This is a genomic window from Pseudomonas parasichuanensis (assembly GCF_021601385.1).
In the GTDB taxonomy this organism is placed as follows: domain Bacteria; phylum Pseudomonadota; class Gammaproteobacteria; order Pseudomonadales; family Pseudomonadaceae; genus Aquipseudomonas; species Aquipseudomonas parasichuanensis.
In genome coordinates this window covers 79,828-103,567 of the sequence record NZ_BQHO01000015.1, presented here as the reverse complement: position 1 = coordinate 103,567, position 23,740 = coordinate 79,828, and the positions used below count along the sequence as shown (strand labels likewise).

19 protein-coding genes are annotated in these 23,740 nt (G+C 64.9%); 12 read left to right on the top strand and 7 right to left on the bottom strand.

Annotated features, from left to right (window positions below; all coding sequences use genetic code 11):
* Window positions 1-6 precede the first annotated feature (6 nt).
* From ureE to L6D77_RS14105, 5 genes are all read left to right on the top strand, one after another.
* Complete coding sequence (ureE, locus tag L6D77_RS14125; RefSeq protein WP_232885516.1) at window positions 7-498, top strand: urease accessory protein UreE; 492 nt, start codon at window positions 7-9, stop codon at window positions 496-498.
* A 15-nt stretch (window positions 499-513) separates the two neighbouring features.
* A complete protein-coding gene (locus L6D77_RS14120) occupies window positions 514-1,059 on the top strand; it encodes a HupE/UreJ family protein (RefSeq protein ID WP_153786423.1) in 546 nt (181 codons plus the stop codon).
* Entirely contained in the window at window positions 1,059-1,733 is a 675-nt protein-coding gene (locus L6D77_RS14115) for an urease accessory protein UreF (protein ID WP_232885517.1), read from the top strand. The genes L6D77_RS14120 and L6D77_RS14115 overlap by 1 nt, the downstream gene beginning before the upstream one ends.
* Before the next feature lie 11 nt (window positions 1,734-1,744).
* Entirely contained in the window at window positions 1,745-2,368 is a 624-nt protein-coding gene (gene ureG / locus L6D77_RS14110) for an urease accessory protein UreG (RefSeq protein WP_232885518.1), read from the top strand.
* 154 nt (window positions 2,369-2,522) lie between these two features.
* Window positions 2,523-3,428 carry a LysR family transcriptional regulator gene (locus L6D77_RS14105; protein ID WP_232885519.1) on the top strand — a complete coding sequence of 302 codons (906 nt, stop codon included), beginning with the start codon at window positions 2,523-2,525 and terminating at the stop codon, window positions 3,426-3,428.
* A 120-nt stretch (window positions 3,429-3,548) separates the two neighbouring features.
* Here L6D77_RS14105 and L6D77_RS14100 read toward each other — a convergent pair whose 3' ends face one another.
* On the bottom strand, window positions 3,549-3,965 hold the full coding sequence (locus L6D77_RS14100) for a RidA family protein (protein ID WP_232885520.1): 417 nt from the start codon (window positions 3,963-3,965) through the stop codon (window positions 3,549-3,551).
* On the bottom strand, window positions 3,965-5,281 hold the full coding sequence (locus L6D77_RS14095) for a flavin-containing monooxygenase (RefSeq protein ID WP_232885521.1): 1,317 nt from the start codon (window positions 5,279-5,281) through the stop codon (window positions 3,965-3,967). The genes L6D77_RS14100 and L6D77_RS14095 overlap by 1 nt, the downstream gene beginning before the upstream one ends.
* A 259-nt stretch (window positions 5,282-5,540) precedes the next feature.
* Between L6D77_RS14095 and L6D77_RS14090 the strand changes: the two genes are divergently transcribed.
* Together L6D77_RS14090 and argE are read left to right on the top strand one after the other, a co-directional pair.
* Entirely contained in the window at window positions 5,541-6,218 is a 678-nt protein-coding gene (locus tag L6D77_RS14090; protein WP_232885522.1) for a DUF1028 domain-containing protein, read from the top strand.
* Entirely contained in the window at window positions 6,211-7,371 is a 1,161-nt protein-coding gene (argE, locus tag L6D77_RS14085; protein WP_232885523.1) for an acetylornithine deacetylase, read from the top strand. Before L6D77_RS14090 ends, argE begins: the two co-directional genes overlap by 8 nt.
* Window positions 7,372-7,530: 159 nt before the next feature.
* Here argE and L6D77_RS14080 read toward each other — a convergent pair whose 3' ends face one another.
* From L6D77_RS14080 to xthA, 3 genes are all read right to left on the bottom strand, one after another.
* Window positions 7,531-8,793, bottom strand: coding sequence for a carbohydrate porin (locus L6D77_RS14080; protein ID WP_232885636.1), 1,263 nt, complete (start codon window positions 8,791-8,793; stop codon window positions 7,531-7,533).
* A 107-nt stretch (window positions 8,794-8,900) separates the two neighbouring features.
* Entirely contained in the window at window positions 8,901-11,318 is a 2,418-nt protein-coding gene (locus L6D77_RS14075; RefSeq protein ID WP_232885635.1) for a glucose/quinate/shikimate family membrane-bound PQQ-dependent dehydrogenase, read from the bottom strand.
* A gap of 1,226 nt (window positions 11,319-12,544) precedes the next feature.
* Window positions 12,545-13,357: an exodeoxyribonuclease III gene (gene xthA, locus L6D77_RS14070; RefSeq protein WP_232884032.1), complete on the bottom strand. Its 813-nt coding sequence runs from the start codon at window positions 13,355-13,357 to the stop codon at window positions 12,545-12,547.
* A gap of 164 nt (window positions 13,358-13,521) precedes the next feature.
* On the opposite strand from xthA, the gene L6D77_RS14065 reads away from it, so the two are divergent.
* The 3 genes from L6D77_RS14065 to L6D77_RS14055 are packed head-to-tail and all read left to right on the top strand — an operon-like array spanning window position 13,522 to window position 19,639.
* On the top strand, window positions 13,522-14,172 hold the full coding sequence (locus L6D77_RS14065; protein WP_232884031.1) for a GNAT family N-acetyltransferase: 651 nt from the start codon (window positions 13,522-13,524) through the stop codon (window positions 14,170-14,172).
* 53 nt (window positions 14,173-14,225) lie between these two features.
* Window positions 14,226-15,968 (top strand): autotransporter assembly complex protein TamA, encoded by a 1,743-nt coding sequence (locus tag L6D77_RS14060; RefSeq protein ID WP_232884030.1) that lies wholly within the window; start codon window positions 14,226-14,228, stop codon window positions 15,966-15,968.
* Window positions 15,968-19,639 (top strand): translocation/assembly module TamB domain-containing protein, encoded by a 3,672-nt coding sequence (locus tag L6D77_RS14055; protein ID WP_232884029.1) that lies wholly within the window; start codon window positions 15,968-15,970, stop codon window positions 19,637-19,639. Before L6D77_RS14060 ends, L6D77_RS14055 begins: the two co-directional genes overlap by 1 nt.
* A gap of 77 nt (window positions 19,640-19,716) precedes the next feature.
* Here L6D77_RS14055 and L6D77_RS14050 read toward each other — a convergent pair whose 3' ends face one another.
* A complete protein-coding gene (locus tag L6D77_RS14050) occupies window positions 19,717-20,097 on the bottom strand; it encodes a Mor transcription activator family protein (protein ID WP_232884028.1) in 381 nt (126 codons plus the stop codon).
* A 476-nt stretch (window positions 20,098-20,573) separates the two neighbouring features.
* Here L6D77_RS14050 and L6D77_RS14045 point away from each other — a divergent pair, with 476 nt between their 5' ends.
* Window positions 20,574-20,762 carry a hypothetical protein gene (locus L6D77_RS14045; RefSeq protein ID WP_110994403.1) on the top strand — a complete coding sequence of 63 codons (189 nt, stop codon included), beginning with the start codon at window positions 20,574-20,576 and terminating at the stop codon, window positions 20,760-20,762.
* A gap of 36 nt (window positions 20,763-20,798) precedes the next feature.
* Here L6D77_RS14045 and L6D77_RS14040 read toward each other — a convergent pair whose 3' ends face one another.
* A complete protein-coding gene (locus L6D77_RS14040) occupies window positions 20,799-21,161 on the bottom strand; it encodes a fe2+ zn2+ uptake regulation protein (protein ID WP_232884027.1) in 363 nt (120 codons plus the stop codon).
* Between the two features lie 207 nt (window positions 21,162-21,368).
* Between L6D77_RS14040 and pvdQ the strand changes: the two genes are divergently transcribed.
* Entirely contained in the window at window positions 21,369-23,681 is a 2,313-nt protein-coding gene (gene pvdQ / locus L6D77_RS14035; RefSeq protein ID WP_232884026.1) for a bifunctional acylase PvdQ, read from the top strand.
* The last annotated feature ends 59 nt before the right edge of the window (window positions 23,682-23,740 follow it).

Genomic DNA, 23,740 nt, shown 5'->3' with positions numbered 1-23,740 from the left:
GTGAACATGATCGTTCTCACCCGTCGGCTTGCCGACGCCGAAACGGTGACCGGCAGCGTCACCCTGACTGTCGACAGCCGCATCAAGAGCCGCCTGCGCGTGACCCTCGACGACGGCCGCGAAGCCGGCTTGATGCTCGAACGCGGCCACCTGCTGCGCGGCGGCGAGCTGCTCGCCGATGCCGAAGGCGGCCAGGTGATCCGTGTGCTCGCCGCGCCCGAAGCGGTATCGACCGTGCGTTGCAGCGACCCGCACCTGCTGGCGCGCGCCGCCTACCACCTGGGCAACCGCCACGTGCCGTTGCAGATCGAGCCGGGCTTGCTGCGTTTCCAGCACGACCATGTGCTCGACGACATGCTGCGTGGCCTGGGGTTGACGGTTACGGCCGAGCAGGCGCCGTTCGAGCCCGAGGCCGGCGCCTACCAGAGCGCACCGCACAGCCATAGCCACAGCCATGCCCACGACCATCCGTTCGTGCGCCTGCAAGCCCATTCCTGAACCCTGGAGCTGACAATGAAAAAGACTTTCGCCCTGATGTTGCTGATGGTGGCCCTGCCGGCCTTCGCCCACCCAGGCCACGACGCCAACCCGCTGCAGGACGGCCTGCTGCACCCGCTGACCGGCCTCGATCATTTGCTGATGCTGCTCGGCACCGGCGTGCTCGCCGCGCTGACCGGCCGCACCCTGGCCCTGCCGCTGGCCACCCTGGCGGCGATGTTCGGCGGCGCGGTGTGCGGCCATCTGTTCGGTGATGTGGTGGGCATGGAGCAGATGATCCTCGGCTCCCTGCTGGTGGCTGCCGCCGCCATGCTGCTGCCCAGCCGCCAGTTGCTGCTGTCGCTGATCATGCCGGTGTTCGCCCTGTTCCATGGCTGGGCCCACGGCGTCGAGGCCACGCCCAGCGCGTTCTGGCAGTTCAGCGCCGGCTTTGTCACCGTCAGCGGTCTGTTGCTGGCCGCAGGCTTTGCCGTCGGTTGCCTGCTGCGTCGTCATGCCGGCCTGCAGAAGGCCTTTGGCGGTGGCTTGCTGGCCGGTGCCGCGCTGGTGTTGGCTGGTTGATGAACAGCGACCTGGCGCTGCTGCGCCTGCTGCAGCTGGCCAGCCCCGGCCTGCCGGTGGGGGGCTTTACCTACTCACAGGGCCTGGAGTGGGCGGTCGAAGGCGGCTGGGTGCGCGATACCGCAAGCTTCGCCGCCTGGCAGCGTGAACAGCTGTACGACACCCTCGGCTACCTCGACTGGCCGCTGTTGGCGCGCCTGTACCACGCCTGCCAGGCGGGCGACGCCGAAGCGTTCGCGCACTGGAGCCGCTTTCTGCTGGCCAACCGCGAAACCGCCGAACTGCGCCTGGAAGAGCAGCAGCGCGGCAGCGCCCTGGCGCGCCTGCTCGATGGCTGGCAGCTGGGCCAGGCCCCGGCCTGGCGGCCCAGCCTTGAGCTCAGCCAGCTCGGTGGCATGGCCTGGCTGGGTGCGCACTGGTCGATCCCGCTGCGCCAGCTCGCCCTCGGCCTTGGCTTTGCCTGGCTGGAGGGCGCGGTGATGGCCGGGGTCAAGCTGGTGCCGTTCGGCCAGCAGGCGGCGCAGACCCTGCTGCGCGATCTGGGCGAGGCATTGCCCGCGGTACTCGATCAGGCCCTGATGCTGGACGACGACCAGCTCGGCGGTGGCCTGCCACTGCTGGCCATCGCCTCGTCACGCCACGAAACCCAATACACCCGTTTGTTCCGTTCCTGAGGACTGCCTAGATGGAAAACTACCAGCAACCCCTGCGTGTCGGTGTCGGCGGCCCGGTCGGTTCCGGCAAGACCGCGCTGCTCGAATGCCTGTGCAAGGCCATGCGCGATCACTACCAGATCGCCGTGGTGACCAACGATATCTACACCAAGGAAGACCAGCGCATCCTCACCGAGGCCGGCGCCCTGGAACCCGAACGCATCGTCGGCGTGGAAACCGGAGGCTGCCCGCATACCGCGATCCGCGAGGATGCCTCGATGAACCTGGCGGCCGTGGAAGCGCTGGCGCGCAAGTTCGGCAACCTGGAAGTGATCTTCGTCGAGAGCGGCGGCGACAACCTCAGCGCCACCTTCAGCCCGGAGCTGGCCGACCTGACCATCTACGTGATCGATGTCGCCGAAGGCGAGAAGATCCCGCGCAAGGGCGGGCCGGGCATCACCAAATCGGACTTCCTGGTGATCAACAAGACTGACCTTGCGCCCTACGTGGGGGCTTCGCTTGAGGTGATGGAACGCGACACCCACCGCATGCGCCCCGAGCGGCCGTGGACCTTCAGCAACCTGAAAAAAGGCGAGGGCTTGCAAGCGGTGATCGACTTCATTGTCGAGCGCGGGATGCTTGGGGTCAGGGGCTGAGCGTTGAACCGGCGTGCCCCGCGGGGCACGCCACGCAAAATATGCTCAACCCCCAGGCAAATCCTTGCATGCGCGCAGCGCCCGGCAGGCCGCCTCCGGGGTAAGCTTGTGGGAAAAATTCCCGCGCGCCGTTCACGGCGCCACAGAGGTGCCCATGGCCGCCTATACCTTGCGTCAACTCAAGTATTTCGTCACCACGGTGGAGGCCGGCAGCGTCGCCGAAGCCTCGCGTCAGCTCTATATCGCCCAACCGTCCATCTCCACGGCGATCAAGAGCCTGGAAGAGAGCTTTGGCGTGCAGCTGTTCATCCGCCACCACGCCCAAGGCGTGTCGCTGACCCCCAGCGGCAAGCGCTTCTACGCCAAAACCCGGGCCTTGCTGCAGATGGCCCATGAATTCGAGCAGAACGCCCTGGCCGACAACGACACGGTGGCCGGGCACATCGACATCGGCTGTTTCGAGACGGTGGCGCCGCTGTACCTGCCACGGCTGATCGCCGGTTTTCGCGCGCGTTACCCCGGGGTGGACATCCGCCTGCGCGACGGCGAGCAGCAGGAGCTGATCCAGGGCCTGACCGCCGGCACCTTCGACCTGGCGTTTCTCTACGACCATGACCTGGACGGCACCATCGAAGCCGAGCCGCTGATGCCGCCGCAGAAACCCTACGTGCTGTTGCCGGAGAAACACCGTTTTGCCAGCCAGGCCCAGGTGTCGCTGCGCGACCTGTGCCCGGAGCCGATGATCCTGCTCGACGTGGCGCCCAGCCGTACCTACTTCGTCAGCCTGTTCAACGAACTGGGGCTTACCCCGAACATCGTCTTCAGTTCGCCGTCGATCGAGATGGTGCGTGGGATGGTGGGGCAGGGCTTCGGTTTTTCGCTGCTGGTGACCCGGCCGCATACCGAGTTCACCTACGACGGTCAGCGCCTGGTGATGCTGGACATCGCCGAGCCGGTGACACTGTCGGGGCTGGCCGCGGCGCACCTGAAACGGGTGCAGTTGACCAAGCCGGCGCAGCTGTTCGTGGAGTTTTGCCGGGAAGAGCTGGCCAAGCTCTAAAACGCTTCGCGGGCAAGCCCGCTCCCACAGGATGGCGCCAAACCCGAAGGCTGCGCCCTACCTGTGGGAGCGGGCTTGCCCGCGAAAGGGGCGCAAAGCGCCCCCGACATTGTCAAAGGATCAAACCTGATCCGGCACCACCGCAATCACATCGATCTCCATCAGCCATTCAGCCTGGGCCAGGCCCGCCACCACCAGCCCGGTGGAAATCGGGAACACGCCCTTGAGCCACTTGCCAACCTCCTTGTACACCGGCTCGCGGAAGCGTGGGTCGGTGATGTAGGTAGTGGTCTTGACGATGTGCGACAGGTCCGAGCCGGCCTCTTCAAGCAGCTGCTTGACGTTCTTCATCGCCTGCTCGGCCTGGGCCCGTGGGTCGCCCAGGCCGACCAGCCGGCCTTCGAAGTCGGTGCCGACCTGGCCGCGCACGTAGATGGTGTTACCGGCGCGGACCGCCTGGCACAGGTCGTTGTCCAGGGTCTGGTTAGGGTAGGTGACCTTGGTGTTGAACATGCGGATGCGGGTATGGGTTGGCATCAGTGGGCTCCGAGGGTGCTGACGTTGTTGATCGAGGTGTCCTGCTCTTGCGCGGCGCGCTGGTCGCGATCGCGGTAGGCCAGGTAGGTGCGTTGGGTGGCGATATGGCCGGCGACGTGCTTGGCGTCGTGCCATACGCCCCAGATGAACGACGAGCCACGGCGCGACAGCCAGGGCAGGCCAAGGAAGTACACGCCCGGCTCTTTCGATACGCCGCGCTGGTGCTGGGGCTTGCCGTTGGCGTCGAAGGCGTCCACCTGCAGCCAGCTGAAGTCCACGCCATAACCGGTGGCCCAGATGATGCTGGTGACATTGGCCTTGGCCAGGTCCAGTTCGCGCAGCGGGTTGCTGACGCAGTCCGGGTCGGGCAGGCGCTTGCGGGCTTCGGGCTCCAGCGGCAGGTCGAGGCCGTTGCGCTCGATGTAGGCGTCGGCGGCGTCCAGCAGGGCCAGGTAGTTTTCGTCGCCACGGTTGATGTTGTCGGCCAGGTTGTCCTGGAAGCGCGCCACGCCACCTTCGAACGACTGGGTCAGGCCGACCAGGGTCATGCCCTGGTGGGCGAGGGCGCGGAAGTCAACGGTGTGGCCGCCACGGGCGCCGGACACGGCGATGGTCACGTGTTCGCGGCCGGGCTTGGCGATTTCCGCGTCCCACTCACCGAGCACGCCCAGCCACCAGCAGAAGTCGCGGTTGCGGTAGCTGCGCGGCGGGCGGTCGTGGGCGCCCACCGACAGGTAGACCTGACGCCCGGCGCGCATCAGTTCTTCGGCGATCTGCACGCCCGAGGAGCCGGCGCCGACCACCAGCACCGCGCCTTCGGGCAGTTGCTCGGGGTTGAAGTAGGCGGCCGAGTGGATCTGGTGCAGGCGTTCATCCTTTGGCGCGATGGCCGGAATCACTGGCTTCTGGAACGGGCCGGTGGCGGCCACCACGCGGTTGGCGTGGATCACGCCTTGGTTGGTTTCGATGGTGAAGCCCGGGCGGTCGGCGTTGCGCGTTACTTGCTTCACTTCCACGCCGGTGCGTACCGGCAGGTTGTACTTGCGTACGTACTGCTCGAAGTAGTCGGCGACCTGATCCTTGCCGGCGAAGGCATCGGCGTCGAGGTCGAACTCCAGGCCCGGGAAGCGGTCGTGCCAGACTGGCCCGTTGGCCACCAGCGAGTCCCAGCGGCCGGTGCGCCAGGCCTCGGCGATGCGGTTGCGCTCCAGCACCAGGTGCGGCACGCCAAGCTTGCTCAGGTGTTCACTCATGGCCACGCCGGCCTGGCCGGCGCCGACCACGAGGGTGTCGATTTGGTAATTGTTCAGTGTCATGTCCGAGCCCTTGTTCAGGCGGTTGTTGTTGAGGTCGGTTGGGAGGACCGCCGTTGCCTGGGGCCAGACTAGGGATGGTGGGTAAATCGCGAAAATAGTATTTAGCTGGGGCTTGCCGATAAATTGGCGAAGGGGTGCTGGGCCGCTCCTACAACGGTCCTTCGATAGTTTTTTCCTGTGCAATACCTAAGAAAATGCTCGTTTCGCACCTGCCAGGGCTTGCCGAGAATGCAGGCAAACCCAGACAGGAGCTGCACCCATGACCTTTTCCATCATTGGCCGCTGCCAGGACACCGGCCAGGTCGGCATCGCCATCAGTTCGTCGAGCATCGCCGTGGGCGCGCGCTGCCCCTGGGTGCGTGCCGGTGTGGGCGCAGTCGCGACCCAGAACATCACCTTGCCTGCGCTCGGCCCGCAGATCCTCGATGCCCTCGAACAGGGCCAGCTACCACCTGCCGCCGTGCTGGACCAGGTGCTCAGCGCCAACGGCTGGAGCGAGTTCCGCCAGGTCACGGTGATCGACAGCCAAGGCCAGGTGGCGCTGTTCACCGGCAAGGAGGCCCTGGGCGTGCACAACGCGGTAGCCGGTGAACAATGCGCGGCGGCGGGCAACCTGTTGTCGTCCCAGGCCGTGATCGAGGCAATGGTCGTCGCCTTTGAACAGGCCGGCGGCCACCTGGCTGACCGCCTGCTGGCAGCGATGCACGCGGCCATGGCCGCCGGAGGCGAGGCGGGGCCTGTGCATTCGGCGGCGCTGAAGATTGCCGGCGAGCTGACCTGGCCACTGGTTGATCTGCGCGTGGACTGGGCCGAGCAGGACCCGATCGGCGAGCTGGACCAGCTGTGGCAGGCCTATCGCCCGCAGATGCAGGACTACGTGACCCGCGCACTCAACCCCACCGTTGCGCCGAGCTACGGAGTGCCGGGCGATGAATGAGTCGTCCAGCCAGGCCTTGCTGGCGCGGCTGGTGGGGTTCGCCACCGTCAGCCGTGATTCGAACCTGGAGCTGATCGGTTTTATCCGCGACTATTTGGCCGGGCTTGGGGTCGACAGCGAGCTGTTCCTCAATGAGGAGGGCACCAAGGCCAACCTGTTCGCCACTATTGGCCCGACCGATCGCGGCGGCGTGGTGTTGTCCGGGCACACCGACGTGGTGCCGGTGGACGGCCAGGCGTGGACCGTCGAGCCCTTTCAGCTGACCGAGCGTGATGGCCGGCTGTATGGTCGCGGCACCGCCGACATGAAGGGCTACATCGCTTCGGTGTTGGCGGCGGTACCGGCCTTCCTGGCGCAACCGTTGAAGCTGCCGGTGCACCTGGCGTTCTCCTATGACGAGGAAGTCGGTTGCCTGGGCGTGCGCTCGATGCTCGAGGCACTGCAGCAGCGGCCACACAAGCCGCGGCTGTGCCTGATTGGCGAGCCCACCGAGCTCAAGCCGGTGCTGGGCCACAAGGGCAAGCTGGCCATGCGTTGCCAGGTGCATGGCGCGGCCTGCCATTCGGCGTATGCGCCCTATGGGGTCAATGCGATCGAGTATGCCGCGCGGCTGATCGGCAAGCTGGGTGAAATCGGTGACGAGCTGGCGCGGCCCGAGCAGCATGACGAGCGCTTCGACCCGCCGTTCTCCACGGTACAGACCGGGGTGATCAAGGGCGGTCGGGCGTTGAACATCGTGCCCGAGGAGTGCGAATTCGATTTCGAGGTGCGGGCCTTGCCGGGGTTCGAGGCGCAGGCAGTGGCTGACCGTTTGCAGACCTATGCCGAGGCCGTGTTGTTGCCGCGCATGCGGGCGGTGAGTGCCGGCAGTGACATTCGCCTGAAGCCGTTGAGCGCGTATCCGGGGTTGGCGACGCCGGCCGACAGCGAGGCGGCGCGGCTGGTGGCGCTGCTCAGTGGGTCTGATGACTTCGGTACGGTGGCGTTCGGCACCGAGGGTGGTCTGTTCGACCAGGCCGGCATCCCTACCGTGGTATGTGGGCCAGGGAGCATGGACCAGGGGCACAAGCCGGATGAGTTCGTCAGCGTGGAGCAGTTGCATGGGTGTGATGCGATGCTGATCAGGTTGGTGGAGTATTTGCGCACGGCTTGATGAGCAGGTCGCGGGGCAAGCCTACTTTATGGTTCGCACGTCTACTGTAGGAGCGGCCTTGTGCCGCGAATGGGCTGCACAGCAGCCCATTCGCGGCACAAGGCCGCTCCTACAGAAAAGCAGCGCAAGACGGCTGCTCCCATGTATGACCCCTGAACGTCAGAAGGTCGCCTTGACCTGGAGGCCCACCACCAGCGCGTTATCGATAGCTTTCCCGGAAAACGCCCCCGGCTCGACGATGTACTGCACATCCGGCCGCAGGTTGAGCCAAGGCGTGGCCTGGTAGCCATAGCTCAGTTCGATCAACTGCTCGGCACTGTCCAGGTTGGGGAAGCCCTGACCGGCATCGAACGCAGCGTCTTCGAGCACATCCCGGCTACGCGGGTTCGGCACCGCACGGCCATACCCCAGCGCCACGGTATCCTTCGGGCGGCCTTCGAACGGCTTGTACAGCACCACGCCGGTGCCATACCACTTGGTGAAAGGCGAGGCCGCCTTGCTCGATGCCGAGTACTGGCCGAAGGCGTGCAGGCTGCGGCCCGGCGAAGCAGGGTCGTTCCATACGGCCTGGTCGATCAGCAGGTAATGGCCGCCGCGCCCCGACACTTCCTTGCTGCTGCCAATGCGCTTCACATCGGAGCTGTCGTAGTAGTAGCCCAGCTTGTACTCGCCCGGCAGCTCGCCCTGCAGCTTGTACACCAGCTCCACCGGAACCACCGTGCCGGTGGTGTGCTTGGGCCCCAGGTGCCAGGCGCGGCTGGAATTGCCGTTGCTTTCGGGGTCGACGTTGAACGCAGCCACCCGCAGCTGCCAGGCCGACGACAGGTCGTATTTGACCCGCGCGCCCAGGTGGGCGTTGGGGTAGTTGGTCCAGCCGCTGCCGCCGGACATGTTCAGCGGGTGGCCGCAGAAGCCGGCGTTCATGAAGTTGCACAGGATGCCGCTGTCCAGGCCACCCAGGTCGTTGCCCATGGCCATGTAGCCGAGCTTGACGTTGAGCGCCGGGGTGAAATTGCGCTCGTAGCTCAGTTCGGTCAGGCGGGTGTACAGGCCGCCGTAGTTCTCCTGGATGGGCAGGCGGTTGCCCACCAGGTCTTCCGAGGCGCTGTTGCCGCGGCGGTCGTTGATGGTCAGCTGGACCTTGCCGTCCAGGCTGTACAGCTTCGCCAGGTCGAATTGCACGCCGAGCTTGACGTTCTGCGAGTAGCGCGCCGAACGGTGCAAGCCACCGTGGGCGTTGTAGGCGGTTTCGCCGCTGTAGTCGCCGGTGAACTTGACGCCGTCTTCTTCGAGTTGGTGGCGCAGGCCGCCCCAGTCGCCGGTCAGGGTGTTGCGGGTGAGCAGGTCGCTGTCGGCGAGGGCGGTGGTGCTGGCCAGGGCCAGCAGCAGGGCAGTGGGGGTGTGGCGAATAGCGGGGTACATTTCGGTATCTCGGTTGTCTTTCAGGGCCCTTTCGCAGGTGAACCCGCTCCCACAGGCGTTGCTGAATCCTGTGGGAGCGGGTTCACCCGCGAAGCTGGCAACGCGGTTTACGGCAGGGCGTACGAAATCACGTAGTCGCCACGGTCGGTCGACTGGCGCGCGCCGCCGGCGGTGACCACCACGTACTGCTTGCCGGTCTTGGGCGAAACGTAGGTCATCGGGCCGCCCTGGCTGCCCACTGGCAGGCGGGCTTTCCAGACTTCGTTGCCGTTGCTGCTGTCATAGGCGCGCAGGTAGAAATCCTGGGTGCCGGCGATGAACAGCAGGCCACCCTGGGTCGACAGGGTGCCGCCCAGGGTCGGCAGGCCGATCTTGATCGGCAGGTGCATGCGGATACCCAGGGGGCCGGTGTCCTCGACAGTACCGACCGGCACTTGCCAGGCAATCTGCCGGGTCTTCATGTCGATCGCGGTCAGGGTGCCGAACGGCGGTGCCTGGCAAGGGATGCCGGCCACCGACAGGAAGCGGTTCTTGTTCACCGCATACGGAGTGCCCTTGAGCGGCACGGCGCCCATGCCGGTGTTCAGCGCTTCGCCACCGCCTGCCGCCTTGCCGGTGTTCTGCGACGGAATCATCTGGATCCACAGGCCCAGGCGCATGTCGTTGACGAAGATGAAGCCGTGTACCGGGTCGGTCGAGAGGCTGCCCCAGTTCATGCCACCGAGCGAACCCGGGAAGCTCAGCGACAGGTCGGTGCCGGGCGCGGTGTACAGGCCGTCGTAGCGCATCTTCTTGAAGTCGATGCGGCACAGCAGCTGGTCGAACGGGGTGGCGCCCCACATGTCCGACTCGGTCAGGGTCTGCGCGCCGATCTGCGGCATGCCTACGGATTTTGGCTGGGTCGGCGAGTACGGCTCGTTGGGGATGTTGCTCGGCTTGACCGGCACTTCATCGACTTGAGTCAGCGGTTTGCCGGTGGCGCGGTCGAGCACGTAGATCTGCCCGGCCTTGGTGCCGATCACCACCGCAGGCACGGTCTGGCCGTCGTCCTTGGTGAAGTCGATCAGGCTCGGCTGCATCGGCAGGTCGAAGTCCCAGAGGTCGTTGTGCACGGTCTGGTACACCCACTTCTGGTCACCGGTGGTGGCGTCCAGGGCCAGCACCGAAGCGCCGTAGGTGTGGTCCAGCTGGTTGCGTTCGACACCGTAGATGTCGGTGGACGAGGAGCCCATCGGCAGGAACACGGTGTTCATGGCCGGGTCGTACGACATTGGCGCCCAGCTGTTGGGGGTGCTGCGCACGTAGGTGCTGTCGCCTTCAGGGGCTTTGCGATCTTCTGGGTTGCCTGGGTCGAAGGCCCAGCGCATTTCCCCGGTGATCACATCAAAACCGCGGATCACACCGCCGGGCATGTCGGTCTGGACGTTGTCGGCCACACGACCGCCGACCACCACGGTGGTGCCGGCCATCAAGGGGGCGGAAGACAGTTGGTAGTACGAGTCGGGCACATTGCCCAGGCCTGTCATCAGGTTGACCTGGCCGTTGCTGCCGAAGCCCTGGCAGAACTCGCCGGTGTCGGCGTCCACGGCAATCAGGCGGCCGTCGATGGTGTTGGTCAGCAGGCGACGCTGGCAGTTGGCACCGGCGGCTACGCTGGCGACAGTGATGGGCGAGCTGCCCGACTGGGAAGGCTGGGCGATCGGCGCGCTGGCATCGAAGTAGGCCATGCCACGGCAACGCTGCCAGACCTTGGACTGGGCGTTGATGGCGTTCTTCCACAGTTCCTTGCCGGTGTCGGCATCGAGGGCGATCAGGTTGTTGTGCGGGGTGCAGATGAACACCTTGTTGCCAACCTGCAGCGGGGTGAGCTGGTCTTCGGCGCCGTTGCCGTCGCTGATGGCCACGTCACCGGTGTGGTAGGTCCAGGCCACTTGCAGTTTGTCGACGTTGCCGCGGTTGATCTGGTCCAGGGCTGCGAAGCGGCTGCCGCCTTCGGTATTGCCGTAGTGGGCCCAGTCCTTTTGCTCCTTGCCAGCTTCGACCGGGGTCAGGCCCGGGCCTTTGCCGGTGGGGGCGACGCTGGGATGGGCGACGAACATGTTGCCGGCGGCGATCGCCAGCACCACGGCCAGTACGCCGGCGATGCCATAGGCGCCACGGCCGCTGCTGCCACCTTGGGCGCGTACCAGCAGTGGGTAGACCAATGCCACCAGCATGCCGATTGCGCCGAACATGAACAGGCGCGAGAACAGCGGCCAGAACACCAGGCCGGCGTCGGCCACGGCCCAGATCAGCGTGCCCAGCAGGAACGCGGCGTACAGCCAGGCGCCGGCGGGTTTGCGGCGGGCGATGAGCAGGCCGGCGATGGCCATGGCCAGGCCGCCGACCAGGAAGTACCAGGAACCGCCAAGGCCGGCGAGCTTGACGCCGCCGGCGGCCAGCAGCAGGCCGAGCAGGGCGATGATTACGCCAAGGCCGACCAGGATGATTGTGGGGGCGCCGGTGGCGCGGGGGTTGTCTTTCATGCCAGGGATCTCGCAGGTGGAATGCGGCGCAGTTTAAGCCCTTAGCAAGCTAATTAACAAGTTAGTACATTTGCTGTTGGGGCTGATTGTCGCAGGGGTTGAATGGGGAATGTGTGGCTAAAAGACTAGATCATGAGGGGAAATGGTGCTGATTTTTGGGGGTCGCGAGGTTTTTGAAATGTGTGGGTGCGACGATGGTCGTAGGGGGAGCTGATGGGGGCAGGGGAGGGCTTGAAAATTTCTGTCCGGGAGTTTGGATGTGCGGGATTAAGTATGTTTGGATGCGATGTTCATTAGTTCATTAGTTCATTAGTTCATTAGTTCATTGGTTCATTGGTTCGAAAGCTCCTTGGTTGGTTTTTGTTGTTTTATGCGCATTCATTTGTGATGTCGACGCGTAGTCACCTTTCCGCCCTTACGGCGGCCTACTTTTTTCTTGGAAAAAGTAGGCAAAACCGCTCGCTCCCATCATACGGCCCCTACGCTGCGCTTCGGGGTCCCTTCGCTCCGGCGTCCTCCGGGCCCGCGCGGCCTCCGACTTGCTGCGCAAGTCTACATCTCGCGCCTTCGGCTAACGCCGAAGGGTGCTGCGCACCAGGGCCCTCCAGACGCCTGCGCTCAGCCTCCTGAAGTCGCGAAGTTAGGGGCGGCGCCTGGGCTGGCGTTAGCTGTCGCTAGTGGGATTAGTTGGGAACTCAGGATTGCAATCGCTGGCAAGCCAGCTCCCACAGGAACTGCGAAACTTTCAGGCTTGCACTGTACCTGTGGGAGCCGGCTTGCCGGCGATAGGGCCAGAACAATCAATACATAAACAACAGCCAAACCTAGATAGCAATATCACTGCTCTTGCTCTTGCTCTTGCTCTTGCTCTTGCTCTTGCTCTTGCTCTTGCTCTTGCTCTTGCTCTTGCTCTTGCTCTTGCTCTTGCTCTTGCTCTTGCTCTTGCTCTTGCTCTTGCTCTGCTTTTGCTCTGCTTTTGCTTCTAAGCGCGCATTAGTCCAGGCAACACAAATTGCGACTTCAGGAGGCCGCGCGGGCCCGGAAGGCGCCGGAGTCGAGGGGACCCCGGAGCGCAGCGCAGGGGCCGTATGATGGGAGCGAACGGCTTTGGTTACTTTGGCCACGACCAAAGTAACCCGCCGTAAGGGCGGAAAAGTGACTATAAGTCGCCATCACCGCCGAATGCGCATACATCTACCAAAACAAACACTCTGAAGCCCAAGCCCTCAGCCCAACTCAAGCCAAATCGGCGCATGATCCGAAGGCTTCTCCATCCCCCGCAATTCATAATCAATCCCCGCCGTCTTGACCCGCGGCAACAACGCCTGCGAAGCCATTATCAGGTCGATCCGCAGCCCACGCTTGGGCTCATCCTCGAACCCCCGGCTGCGATAGTCGAACCAACTGAACTGATCAGCCACTTCCGGGTGCAGATGGCGAAACGTGTCGACCAACCCCCACCCCTTGAGCCGCTCCATCCACTCGCGCTCTTCAGGCAGGAAACTGCACTTGCCCGTCTTCAACCAGCGCTTGGCGTTGTCCGCGCCGATGCCGATGTCGCAATCCTGCGGCGAAATGTTCACATCGCCCATCACCAGCAGCGGCTGGTCATTCTTGAACTGGTTCTCCAGCAATACTTGCAGGTCACTGTAGAACCGCTGTTTGGCCGGAAACTTGGTGGGGTGGTCACGGCTCTCGCCTTGCGGGAAATAGCCGTTCATCACCGTGATCGGCGTACCGTTGCGATCAGCGAAGGTGCCCCAGATGAAGCGGCGCTGGGCGTCCTCTTCGTCACTGGCGAAACCCTTGAACAGCGACAGCGGCTTTTCCCGCGACAGCAGCGCCACGCCGTAGTGGCCTTTCTGGCCGTGGTAATGCACGTGGTAGCCGAGCGCCTCGACTTCAGCCAGCGGGAACTGTTCGTCGCTGACCTTGGTTTCCTGCAGGCCGATCACGTCCGGCTGGTGCTTGTCGATCAGCGCCGCCAGCTGGTGCGGGCGGGCGCGCAGACCATTGATGTTGAACGAGACGACTTTCATGGAAAGACAATCCTGGTAAAAGCCTCGAATCCTAGCCGACAACGCCCGCCTCGGCCAGCGTGGCGGCCGCTGGCAGGCGCTGCTAACGTGCTCAGGTGAGGTGAACGAAGTGCGCTGTGGCACCTCCAAGGCACTGCACGCCAATTCCAGGAGGACTGCCCGCGATGCCCGACGCCCCAGCCGCCCCAGCCCGGATCTGCCTGCTCGATGAAGGCTACGCTCGCGAGGCACGCTCGCTGCTGTATCACGCCTACCGCCATGAACCGACCTTCGCCTGGCTGTTCGAAGCCCAGCGCCCCGGCTATGAACAGCGCCTGCGGGTGCTGGTGCGCGAATGGCTGCGCCAGCACTTCTACCTGCAACTGCCGGCGATCGGCCTGCTGGTGGATGACCGCCTGGTAGGGATTGCGCTGATCGTGCCGCCACAACGTCGATTGGGTGTGGCCGACAGCTGGGCGTGGCGCCTGCGCATGATCCTCGGCACGGGCTTGCGCTGCACGCGGCGTTACCTGGATTACCAGGCCGCGCTTGCCGGTTGCCTGCCGAGCGGGCAGGTGCATGTGCTGCCGCTGTTGGGTGTGCACCCGCAGTTCCAGGGCCAGCACTATGGCGAACAGTTGCTGCAGGCGGTACACGACTGGTGCGCTGATGACCCAACGACCCAGGGCGTGGTACTGGATAGCGGCAATGCACACTACCTGGCCTTCTACGAACGCCAGGGCTATCAGGAGATCGGGGAGGTGGCAGTAGGGCCAATCCGGGAAAGAGTGTTCTTTCATCCCAATCCGCTGTCATCCAAAGCGACAGTAGTGTGACCGGTATTGACAGGCGGCACCCTTGACCGGCTCGCTCTGGTAGCATGCGCCCCATGACGTATTCAGGAAGACTCTGCTGGGGCCTGCTGTTGTTGGCCGCCAGCTCCATGGCATGGGCGCAGAGCGAATTGCTGGTTCGGGTGAAACCCGCCAACAAGCCGCTCAAGGCCAATATCGAAGGTTATATCGGCAGCCTCGGCGAGCGCGATGAAGAAGCGCTGCTGCGTTTCAGTCGCGGCGCCGAGGAGCAGACACGCAAGGCGGCGCAGGCGCTGGGTTACTACCAGGCGCGCATCGACAGCGAGGTGAAGCCGCCGAGTGACAAGGACAAACCCCCACAACTGATCATCCGTGTCGAGCCGGGTGAGCCGGTGCGCCTGCGCAACGTGACGGTGCGCATCGAAGGGCCTGCCAGCGAAATGAAGGCATTTCGTGTCCCTGACAGCAAGGCGCTGCGTTCCGGCGAGCAACTCAATCATGGGCATTACGAAGATGCCAAGCGGCTTATCCTGAACCAGGCGTCGCGCTATGGCTTTTTCAGCGGCCACTTTACCCGCCAGCGCCTGGCGGTCGACCCGCAGGCGGGCGTCGCCGATATCGAACTGGTCTATCAGAGCGGCCCACGCTATCGCCTGGGTGCCGTGCACTTCGGCGGTGACACGCCCCTGGACCAGGAGCTGCTGCAGCGCATGGTGCAGTTCCAGCCGGGCACTCCTTACGACTCGGAGCTGATCGCCGAACTCAACAACGACCTGCAATCCAGCGGCTACTTCGAAGGCGTACGGGTGGATGCCGCGCCGACCGCCGCCGTGGGCGAAGACATTCCCGTCGAAGTTCGCCTCGACACCCGCAAACCACGCACCATGGGCCTGGGCCTGGGCTTTTCGACCGACGTCGGCCCACGCGCCAAGGCCAACTGGACCCGCCACTGGGTCAACCCGCAAGGCCACAGCTATGGCTGGGAGACCGAACTGTCGGCGCCCCGGCAGAACGTCGGCCTGTGGTACGACATCCCGCTCGATCCACCGCTCACCGACAAGTTGCGTTTTGCCGGCGGCTACCAGAACGAGGACATCGCCGGTACCGACACCCTCAGCAAGCTGCTGACCGTCGGCCCGGAATGGCACAGCAAGCTGCCCAGCGGCTGGCAGCGGGTGATCTCGCTCAAGTACCAGCGTGAAGAGTACCGCCTGGGTGACGACTCGGGCCTGAGCAACCTGCTGATGCCAGGGGTCAGTTTCGCCTACCTGCGCAGCGACAATCGCATAGACCCGCACCAGGGCTACCGGCTGCAGTTCGACCTGCAGGCGGCCAAGGAAGGGCTGGGTTCGGATACCAACCTGGTGCACGGCAACGTGCTGCTCAAAGGCCTGACCACCCTCGGCCACAACCACCGCTTCCTCGGCCGTGTGCAGTTCGGCGGCAGCGCCACCAACGGCTACCAGCAGAACATCCCGCCCTCGCTGCGCTTCTTCGCCGGTGGCGACCAGAGCGTGCGAGGCTACGACTACCAGTCCTTGTCGCCAGAGAACAACAAGGGCGACCGTATCGGCGGCCGCTACCTGGTGGCCGGCAGTGCCGAGTACCAGTACTCGATCGCCGAGAAGTGGCGTGTGGCGACTTTCATCGACCAGGGCAATTCGTTCAACAGCCTGGAGCTGCCCAGCCTCAAGACCGGCGTCGGTATCGGCGTGCGCTGGGTCTCACCGGTCGGCCCCCTGCGCCTGGACCTGGCCCATGCGCTGGATGACGATGGCGGTTTCCGTTTGCACTTCTCCATGGGGCCCGAGCTGTGATGCGCGTGTTCAGATCCATCTTGCTCGTTATCTGTGCCTTGTTGCTGCTGATCGCCCTGGCGCTGGGGCTGGTGCTGGGTACCCAGGCTGGCAGCCGCTGGGTAATGGGCCTGGTGCCGGGGCTTGAGGTCAGTGATTTCGAAGGGCGCCTGGGTGGCCGTTGGCAAGCCAGCCAACTGCGCTGGGTTGACGGCGAGAACCGGGTCGAGCTGCAAGCCCCGCAGCTGGCCTGGTCCCCGGCTTGCCTGTTGCGCGCCACCCTGTGCATCGAGCGCCTGCAGGCCGAGCGTATCGACATGGCCTTCGCCCCGAGTGAGAGCGAGCCTGACAGCGGCCCACTGCAATTGCCGGCGCTGAACCTGCCGCTGGCCATCGAGCTGGGCGAGGTCAAGGGCGGCCAGTTGCGGCTCGATGGCAGCGAGTTGCTGGGCAATCTGCAACTGGCCGCGCACTGGACCTCGACCGGCCTGCGTGTCGACAGCCTGCAGCTGCAACGCGACGACCTGCACCTTGTGCTGCAAGGGGCGCTGCAACCGCAAGGCGACTGGCCGCTGCAACTGCAAGGCACCCTGCAACTGCCCGCCGTGGATGGCCAGGCGTGGCAATTGGTGTTGAACGCCAAGGGCGAACTGCAAAAGACCCTGACGCTGGACGCCACCAGCAGTGGCTACCTCGATGCCCGATTGAACGGCGAGTTGCAGGCCCTGGCCGAGCACCTGCCGGCAAAGCTGACCCTGCGTTCCGACGCGTTCAAGCCCGCCACCAGCCTGCCAGACACCCTGCAGCTCAACCAGCTCAGGCTCGACGCCCAGGGTGACCTGCTCAAGGGTTACCAGCTGTCCGGTGCGGCCACGCTGCCGGCGGAGCAGGGGCCGGTGGGCCTGGTGCTGGCCGGCAAAGTGGACGCCAAAGGCGCCCGGCTCGATGCCCTGGACCTCAACGCCAGCGACACTCAGCGGGTAAAACTGCAGGCCAATGCCGACTGGCAGCAAGGCTTGAGCGCCGACGCCAGCATCGACTGGCTCGATTTCCCCTGGTTGCGCCTGTACCCCTTGGAGCAGCCACCGCAGGTGACCCTCAAGCGCTTCAACGCCCAGGTGCAGTACCGCGATGGCAACTACAAGGGTGTGTTCAACGGTGACCTGGATGGCCCGGCCGGCGCCTTCACTGTCGCCAGCCCGTTCGACGGCGACCTGGGCCAGGTGCGGTTGGCGCAGCTGGCCTTGACAGCAGGGCAGGGCAAGGCTGCCGGCAGTGTCGCCTTGCGCTTTGCCGACACCCTGGCCTGGGATGTCGACCTGCAACTGGCGGCGCTCGACCCGGCCTACTGGCTGGCCGAACTGCCCGGTACCTTGGCCGGGCCATTGCGCAGCCAGGGCGAGCTGAAAAACCAGCAATTGCAGCTCAAGGCGCAACTCGACCTCAAAGGGCGCCTGCGTGGCCAGCCGGCCGTGCTCAAGGTGGATGCCGACGGCAAGGGTGATAACTGGACCTTGGGCAGCCTGGCGGTGCAGCTGGGCGACAACCGCATCAACGGCAGTGGCAGCCTGCAGCAGCGCCTGGCCGGGCGTGTCGATCTTGACCTGCCACGGCTTGGTCAGCTCTGGCCGCAGCTGCAGGGCCAGGTCAAGGGCCGCCTGGATCTGGCCGGTACCCTCGCAGCGCCCCAGGGCAGCCTCACGCTGCACGGCCAGCAACTGGCCCAGGCCGACAACCGTGTACAGCGGCTGGACTTGGACGCGCGCCTGGACAATGCCCAGCGTGGGCAGCTCTCGCTCAAGGCCGGCGCTATCCGCCTGGGCGATACCTCGTTGGGCAACCTGGATGTGCAGGGCAAGGGCGATATTCGCCAGCAGGCGGTCACCCTGGCGCTCGATGGCCCGCAACTCAAGCTCGACCTGGCACTCGACGGTACCCTGAGCAAGGGCGACTGGCGCGGTCGCCTGGCCCGCGGGCGTATCCAGGCCGGCGGCCAGGACTGGCAACTGCAAGGCCCGGCGCGTCTGCAGCGCCTGGCCAGCGGCCAGCTGGATTTCGGTGCCCATTGCTGGCGCGCAGGCCAGGCCAGCCTGTGTGGCGAGGACCAGCGCCTGGCACCAGAGCCGCGCCTGCGCTATCACCTCAAGCAGTTCCCGCTGGACAGCCTGGCGCAATGGCTGCCCAAGGACTTCGCCTGGCAGGGGCTGCTCAATGCCGACATCAACCTGGATATCCCGGCCAGTGGCCCCAAGGGCAGTATTCGTGTCGATGCCGGTGGTGGCACCTTGCGCGTGCGTGACAAGGGGCAGTGGGTTGATTTCCCCTACCAGGTGCTGCGCCTGGACAGCACCCTGGCACCGCGTCGGGTGGATACCCGCCTGGACTTTCGCGGTGAGCGCCTGGGTGAGCTGACCCTCGACACTCGCCTCGATCCGTTGGCGCGCAACAAGCCGCTGACCGGCGAGTTCCGCCTGTCCGGGTTGCAGCTGTCGGTCGCCCGTCCGTTCCTGCCGATGGTCGAGCGCCTGGCTGGCCAGCTCAATGGCAGTGGGCGCCTGTCGGGCAGCCTGTTGGCACCACAGGTCAACGGCAGCCTGGCGTTGAGCGGCGCAGAAGTCAGCGGTGCAGAACTGCCGGTGAGCCTGCAGGCACTGTCGCTGCAGGCGCTGATCGCCGGCGAACAGGTGCAGCTCAAGGGCGACTGGCGCAGTGGCGACGCCGGGCGTGGCGAGCTGGCCGGGCAGATGACCTGGGGGCAGGCGCTGGGCATGGAGGTGCGTCTGAGCGGCCAGCAACTGCCGGTGACCGTCGAGCCCTACGCGGTGCTCGAGGTGGCGCCCGACCTGGTCATCCGCCTGGTCGATGACAAGCTGGCGGTCACCGGCAAGGTGCTGGTGCCCAAGGGCAAGATCACCGTGCGTGAGCTGCCGCCGTCGACCGTGCAGGTATCGGACGACACGGTGATCGTCGGCCATCAGACGCAGGAGGGCAAACCGCCCATGGCGGTGGCGATGGACATCGACGTTGAGGTCGGCCGCGACAAGCTGTCGTTCAGTGGTTTCGGGCTCACGGCCAATCTGCTGGGCCATGTGCACATCGGCGACAACCTCGATACCCGGGGGGAGCTGAGCCTGGCAGACGGTCGCTATCGGGCCTACGGCCAGCGCTTGACCATTCGCCGGGCGCGCTTGCTGTTCGCGGGCCCCATCGACCAGCCCTATCTGGATATCGAAGCGATTCGTCAGGTGGATGACGTGATTGCCGGTATTCGCCTGAGCGGCAGTGCTGAACAACCCACGACCAAAGTGTTTTCGGAACCGGCGATGAGCCAGGAGCAGGCGTTGTCGTACCTGGTGCTGGGCCGCCCGTTGGGGGCTTCTGGCGAGGACAGCAACATGTTGGCCGAGGCGGCGCTGGGCCTTGGGTTGGCGGGCAGTGCGGGGCTCACTGGCAGCCTGGCGTCAAACCTGGGGATCGACGATTTCCAGCTCGACACACAAGGCTCTGGTACCAGCACCAGCGTGGTCGCCAGTGGCAACCTGACCGAGCGGCTGAGCCTGCGTTACGGTGTAGGGGTGTTCGAGCCTGCGAATACCATTGCCCTGCGCTACAAGCTGAGCAAGAAAGTCTACCTGGAGGCCGCCAGTGGCCTGGCCAGCTCGTTGGACATCTTCTACAAGCGCGATTTCTGATTTTTCGCGCTCGTCCGCGCCGGCTGCCAGTGGCCGGGCGCGGACACCTCTGATGTATTCGCTCATCTGTTCAACGCTTAACGAACCTGGCAGTCCTGTCGACGAATGTTGCCGATCTGTCGCAGGCTGAGCCCGTACTTGTCCGCCAACAGGCTGCGTGACAGGCCGTTGGCGCTTTCCTTCTGAATTTGCTGGTTGCGCAGCTGGCGTTGGAAATGATCGGCCTTGGGGATCTCCAGGGCCAGGCCGGCAAAACGCTTGATCAGCGCGTCGAGTGCGTTGGGCGGTAAGACATCCGCCAACTTGGTACGTGAGCGGTGTTTGGGAATGTACTTGGGGCGCCCGCCGAACGCACAGGTGAGCCGGTAGGCGCTTTCAAGGCCGATGCAGTCGATTAGCGTCTGCAGCGATTGAGGCAGTTGGGCAATTTCGATGTTGCTGAGGTCTGGCATTTCCACGCAAGGCATCCTTGAGCTGTGGGATCGTTTGACGCGTGGCTTGTACAGCGGCCGCGCACCGAGGGTTGCCATTGCGCTGCTGGGCGCTTGGCTTGGCTCGATTTTCAAACAGCATCAGAAAGGGTCGCTAGGCGCGAATCGGACCGGTACTCGTAGCCTTATCGGCATGACGATTGAAGGTAACTGCGAGATTCCGCGTATGAAAATTCTTCACCCATAGGCTGCAGGCCCCAAAGTTCCTAGAGAAGACCTTCCGTGGTGGCAATCTGGATGCATCACCCCAGTGCAGTTTCAGTGGAACGATGTTCCCAGGTGTCCGTGCGGCAAGCGGCGAGTTCAGGTAAGCCGCAAGTCGGAGACTGCCAACAGGCATGCATCGTAAGTCGGTAGGAAAATCAGCGTAGGAAATGACGGCGAGGTATCATGGCGCCGGCTCCCTGGGAGCCTCATGTCCCCGATGTCGCAAGGAACTCCCGATGACACATGTGCAGCGCCTGAAATATTCGATCCTGATCATCCTGGTGGTACTGGGGATCATGCTCGGCCTGAGTCACCTGCAGAAGCAGGGCACCATCAGCGAGCAGACATTCCAGTTCATCGCCATCGCCGTTGCGGTGGTCGTGGTGGTGATCAACGGGATCCTGCGGCGCAAGGTCAAGCCCTGAGGCGGGCCGGCCGGCGGGTCATGGCCGGCCGTACACTCAACGCAAGGTGGGTTGCTCAAGTACGGCGCGGGCCTGGGGCTCGAGGCTGTAGCACTTGTCGTTGCCCAGGCTGATGACACCTTCGCTGCACAACCGCTTGAGTACCTCGCGTACGCTGAGGAACGACAAGGGAATGTCCAGTTGCTCAAGATGGGCGTGAACGCCACGCACGCCAATGCTGCGGCCGTTGCGGTCGGCGCTGTGCAGGGCGTCGATGACTTTCAGGCGGATCAGGCTGGTGCGCAGCCCGTAGACCCGCAGCAACTCGCGAATCTGCTCGTTGCCAGTGCGCACTTCCTGTGCGCAGGGCGTGCTGCCCGGGCTGCGGGTTGTCGGCAGCGAGGGTTGTGGGTTGTACATGCGAATGCTCCTTTTCATCGACCGCAGCGGATTCATCGTTGTTGCCTCTCTCACTTATTAAGACGAACGAGAACGGCAAAACTGCAGTCCCTGGGTAAAAAAAACTGACACGCCTTGTTCAAGACGTTGCAACAGGCGAGAGGGCGTAAAATTTTCATCCGGCCATTCGTCTGATCGGGATAACCCCCGATTGCACGAGGAGTGCCTGTGATCCCTCTTTCGCGTCCTACCCTGCGTCTTGGCCTCGCCGCCGCCCTGGTGGCCTCCAGCCTGCTGGCGCAGGCGCGCGAGGCTGTTGGCGATGCCTCTGCGCAGATCCGTCGTACCAGCTTTGGTGTGCCGCATATCCTGGCCAAGGATGAACGTGGCCTGGGCTATGGCATCGGTTACGCCTACGCCCAGGACAATCTGTGCCTGCTGGCCGGTGAAGTGCTGACGGTCAATGGCGAGCGCTCGCGCTACTTCGGTGGTGACGGCAAGACCGTGGAGCAGCGCGACAACCTCGCCAGCGACCTGTTCTTTACCTGGCTCAACAACCCCGTCGCGGTCAACGGCTTCCTGCAGGCGCAACCGGCAGCGGTGCGCGACCTGCTCGAAGGCTATGCCCGCGGCTATAACCGCGCCCTGGGCGAACGTCGGGCCCAGGGCCTGCCCGCCGAGTGCGGTGCGGGCGACTGGGTGCGGCCGATCACCAGCCTGGACTTGGTCAAGTTGACCCGGCGCCTGTTGGCCGAAGGAGGCGTCGGTCAGTTTGCCGAGGCCCTGGTGGCGGCGACGCCGCCCAACCTTGCGGCCCAACGGCCCGCGGTCGACTACAGCGTGGCCCTGGCCCGGCAGCAACAGTTCGCCATGAGCCGCGGCAGCAACGCCGTTGCGGTGGGCGCGCAGCGTTCGGCCAATGGTCAGGGCCTGTTGCTGGCCAACCCGCATTTCCCGTGGATGGGCGGGATGCGCTTCTACCAGATGCAACTGACCATCCCCGGGCAGCTGGATGTCATGGGGGCGGCGTTGCCGGGCCTGCCGGTGGTCAACATCGGTTTCAACAAGCACCTGGCCTGGACCCACACGGTCGACACAGCGAAGCACTTCACCGTGTACCGGCTACAGCTCGACCCGAAAGACCCGACCCGCTACTTGCTCGATGGCCAGTCGCTGCCGCTTGAGCAGCAGAAGGTCAGCGTCTTGGTGAAAGGCGAGGGCGGCGCGCTGCAGCAGGTCGAACGGCCCATCTACCTGTCGAAGTTCGGCCCGGTGGTGCAGTGGCCCGGCCGGCTGGACTGGGACAACCAGGCGGCCTATGCGCTACGTGACGCCAACCTGGAAAACACCCGGGTGCTGCAACAGTGGTACCGGATCAATCGTGCAGACAGCCTGGATGCGCTGCAAGCGTCGGTGGCGCAGTTGCAGGGCATCCCCTGGGTCAACACCCTGGCGGTCGACGCCGCCGGGCAGGCCCTGTACCTGAACCAGTCGGTGGTGCCCTATGTCGACGACGAACTGCTGGCCCGCTGCGGCAACCCTGGCGTCACCGACCCGGTGGTGGTGCTGGACGGCTCGCGCAGTGCGTGCCAGTGGAAGGTCGACGCCCAGGCCGCACAGCCGGGGATCTTCCCGGCGCGCCTGCAACCGAGCCTTGTACGCAGCGACTACGTGCAGCATTCCAATGACTCGGCCTGGTTGGCCAACCCCGCCCAGCCACTGACCGGCTTCTCGCCACTGCAAAGCCGTGCCGAACAACCGCTGGGCATGCGCAGCCGCTTCGTCCTGCAACGTCTGCAAGGCAGCGGCAAGCTGGACGGCGAGGCACTCAAGCGCATGGTATTTGATGACGAGGTGTACCTGGCCAGCCTGCTGTTGCCCGACCTGTTGCAATGGTGCAAAGGCGCGCCGGCGGATGTCGCGGCGGTATGCGGCAGCCTGCAGGCCTGGAATGGCAAGGCTGACCTGGAGGCCGGGATCGGCTTGGTGCACTTCGAGAACATCGCCGGCGCCCTGGCCGAGCATCGCGAAAGTTGGCGTGTGGCGTTCGACCCGGCCGACCCGCTGCATACCCCCCGCGGCCTGGCGGTGGAGCAGGCGGCAGTGGGTAAACTGTTGCACCAGGCTGCGCTGGCCTCGTTAGTCCAGGTTGGCGAAGCCGGTATCGCTGCCGAGCAGCGTTGGGGGCAGATCCAGCAGGCCAGCGACGGCACGCCGGTGCCTGGCGGTCCGCAGGAACTGGGGGTGTATAACGCCATGCTCAGTGTGCCGGTCGCGCCGGGCAAGCGCCTGGTGGTCAGTGGGTCGAGCTACCTGCAGGTGGTCAGCTTCACCGAGCAGGGGCCGCAGGTCCAGGGCTTGTTGGCGTTTTCGCTGTCCAGCGAGGCAGCTTCTGCCCATGCCGGTGACCAGACCCGCGCCTTTGCGGCCAAGCAGCTGTCAGCGATTCCGTTCACCGAAGCGCAGATCAAGGCGGACCCGCAGTATCGGCGGTACGTGATCAGCGAGAAGGACAGGGCGGCAGTCGTCAGCGCCCAGTAAGGCTCGCCGGCTGCCGCTGTAGGAGCGGCCTTGTGCCGCGAAAGGGCTGCAGAGCAGCC

What these genes read in the sequence shown, in the direction of transcription:
- xthA (WP_232884032.1), bottom strand. Translation starts at nt 13,357, where the DNA reads ATGAAAGTCGTCTCGTTCAACATCAATGGTCTGCGCGCCCGCCCGCAC.
- L6D77_RS14100 (WP_232885520.1), bottom strand. Translation starts at nt 3,965, where the DNA reads ATGCCAACCCATACCCGCATCCGCATGTTCAACACCAAGGTCACCTAC.
- L6D77_RS14040 (WP_232884027.1), bottom strand. Translation starts at nt 21,161, where the DNA reads ATGTACAACCCACAACCCTCGCTGCCGACAACCCGCAGCCCGGGCAGC.
- argE (WP_232885523.1), top strand. Translation starts at nt 6,211, where the DNA reads ATGAATGAGTCGTCCAGCCAGGCCTTGCTGGCGCGGCTGGTGGGGTTC.
- L6D77_RS14115 (WP_232885517.1), top strand. Translation starts at nt 1,059, where the DNA reads ATGAACAGCGACCTGGCGCTGCTGCGCCTGCTGCAGCTGGCCAGCCCC.
- L6D77_RS14055 (WP_232884029.1), top strand. Translation starts at nt 15,968, where the DNA reads ATGCGCGTGTTCAGATCCATCTTGCTCGTTATCTGTGCCTTGTTGCTG.
- L6D77_RS14045 (WP_110994403.1), top strand. Translation starts at nt 20,574, where the DNA reads ATGACACATGTGCAGCGCCTGAAATATTCGATCCTGATCATCCTGGTG.
- L6D77_RS14065 (WP_232884031.1), top strand. Translation starts at nt 13,522, where the DNA reads ATGCCCGACGCCCCAGCCGCCCCAGCCCGGATCTGCCTGCTCGATGAA.
- L6D77_RS14090 (WP_232885522.1), top strand. Translation starts at nt 5,541, where the DNA reads ATGACCTTTTCCATCATTGGCCGCTGCCAGGACACCGGCCAGGTCGGC.
- ureE (WP_232885516.1), top strand. Translation starts at nt 7, where the DNA reads ATGATCGTTCTCACCCGTCGGCTTGCCGACGCCGAAACGGTGACCGGC.
- L6D77_RS14120 (WP_153786423.1), top strand. Translation starts at nt 514, where the DNA reads ATGAAAAAGACTTTCGCCCTGATGTTGCTGATGGTGGCCCTGCCGGCC.
- L6D77_RS14075 (WP_232885635.1), bottom strand. Translation starts at nt 11,318, where the DNA reads ATGAAAGACAACCCCCGCGCCACCGGCGCCCCCACAATCATCCTGGTC.
- L6D77_RS14095 (WP_232885521.1), bottom strand. Translation starts at nt 5,281, where the DNA reads ATGACACTGAACAATTACCAAATCGACACCCTCGTGGTCGGCGCCGGC.
- L6D77_RS14080 (WP_232885636.1), bottom strand. Translation starts at nt 8,793, where the DNA reads ATGTACCCCGCTATTCGCCACACCCCCACTGCCCTGCTGCTGGCCCTG.
- ureG (WP_232885518.1), top strand. Translation starts at nt 1,745, where the DNA reads ATGGAAAACTACCAGCAACCCCTGCGTGTCGGTGTCGGCGGCCCGGTC.
- L6D77_RS14105 (WP_232885519.1), top strand. Translation starts at nt 2,523, where the DNA reads ATGGCCGCCTATACCTTGCGTCAACTCAAGTATTTCGTCACCACGGTG.
- L6D77_RS14060 (WP_232884030.1), top strand. Translation starts at nt 14,226, where the DNA reads ATGACGTATTCAGGAAGACTCTGCTGGGGCCTGCTGTTGTTGGCCGCC.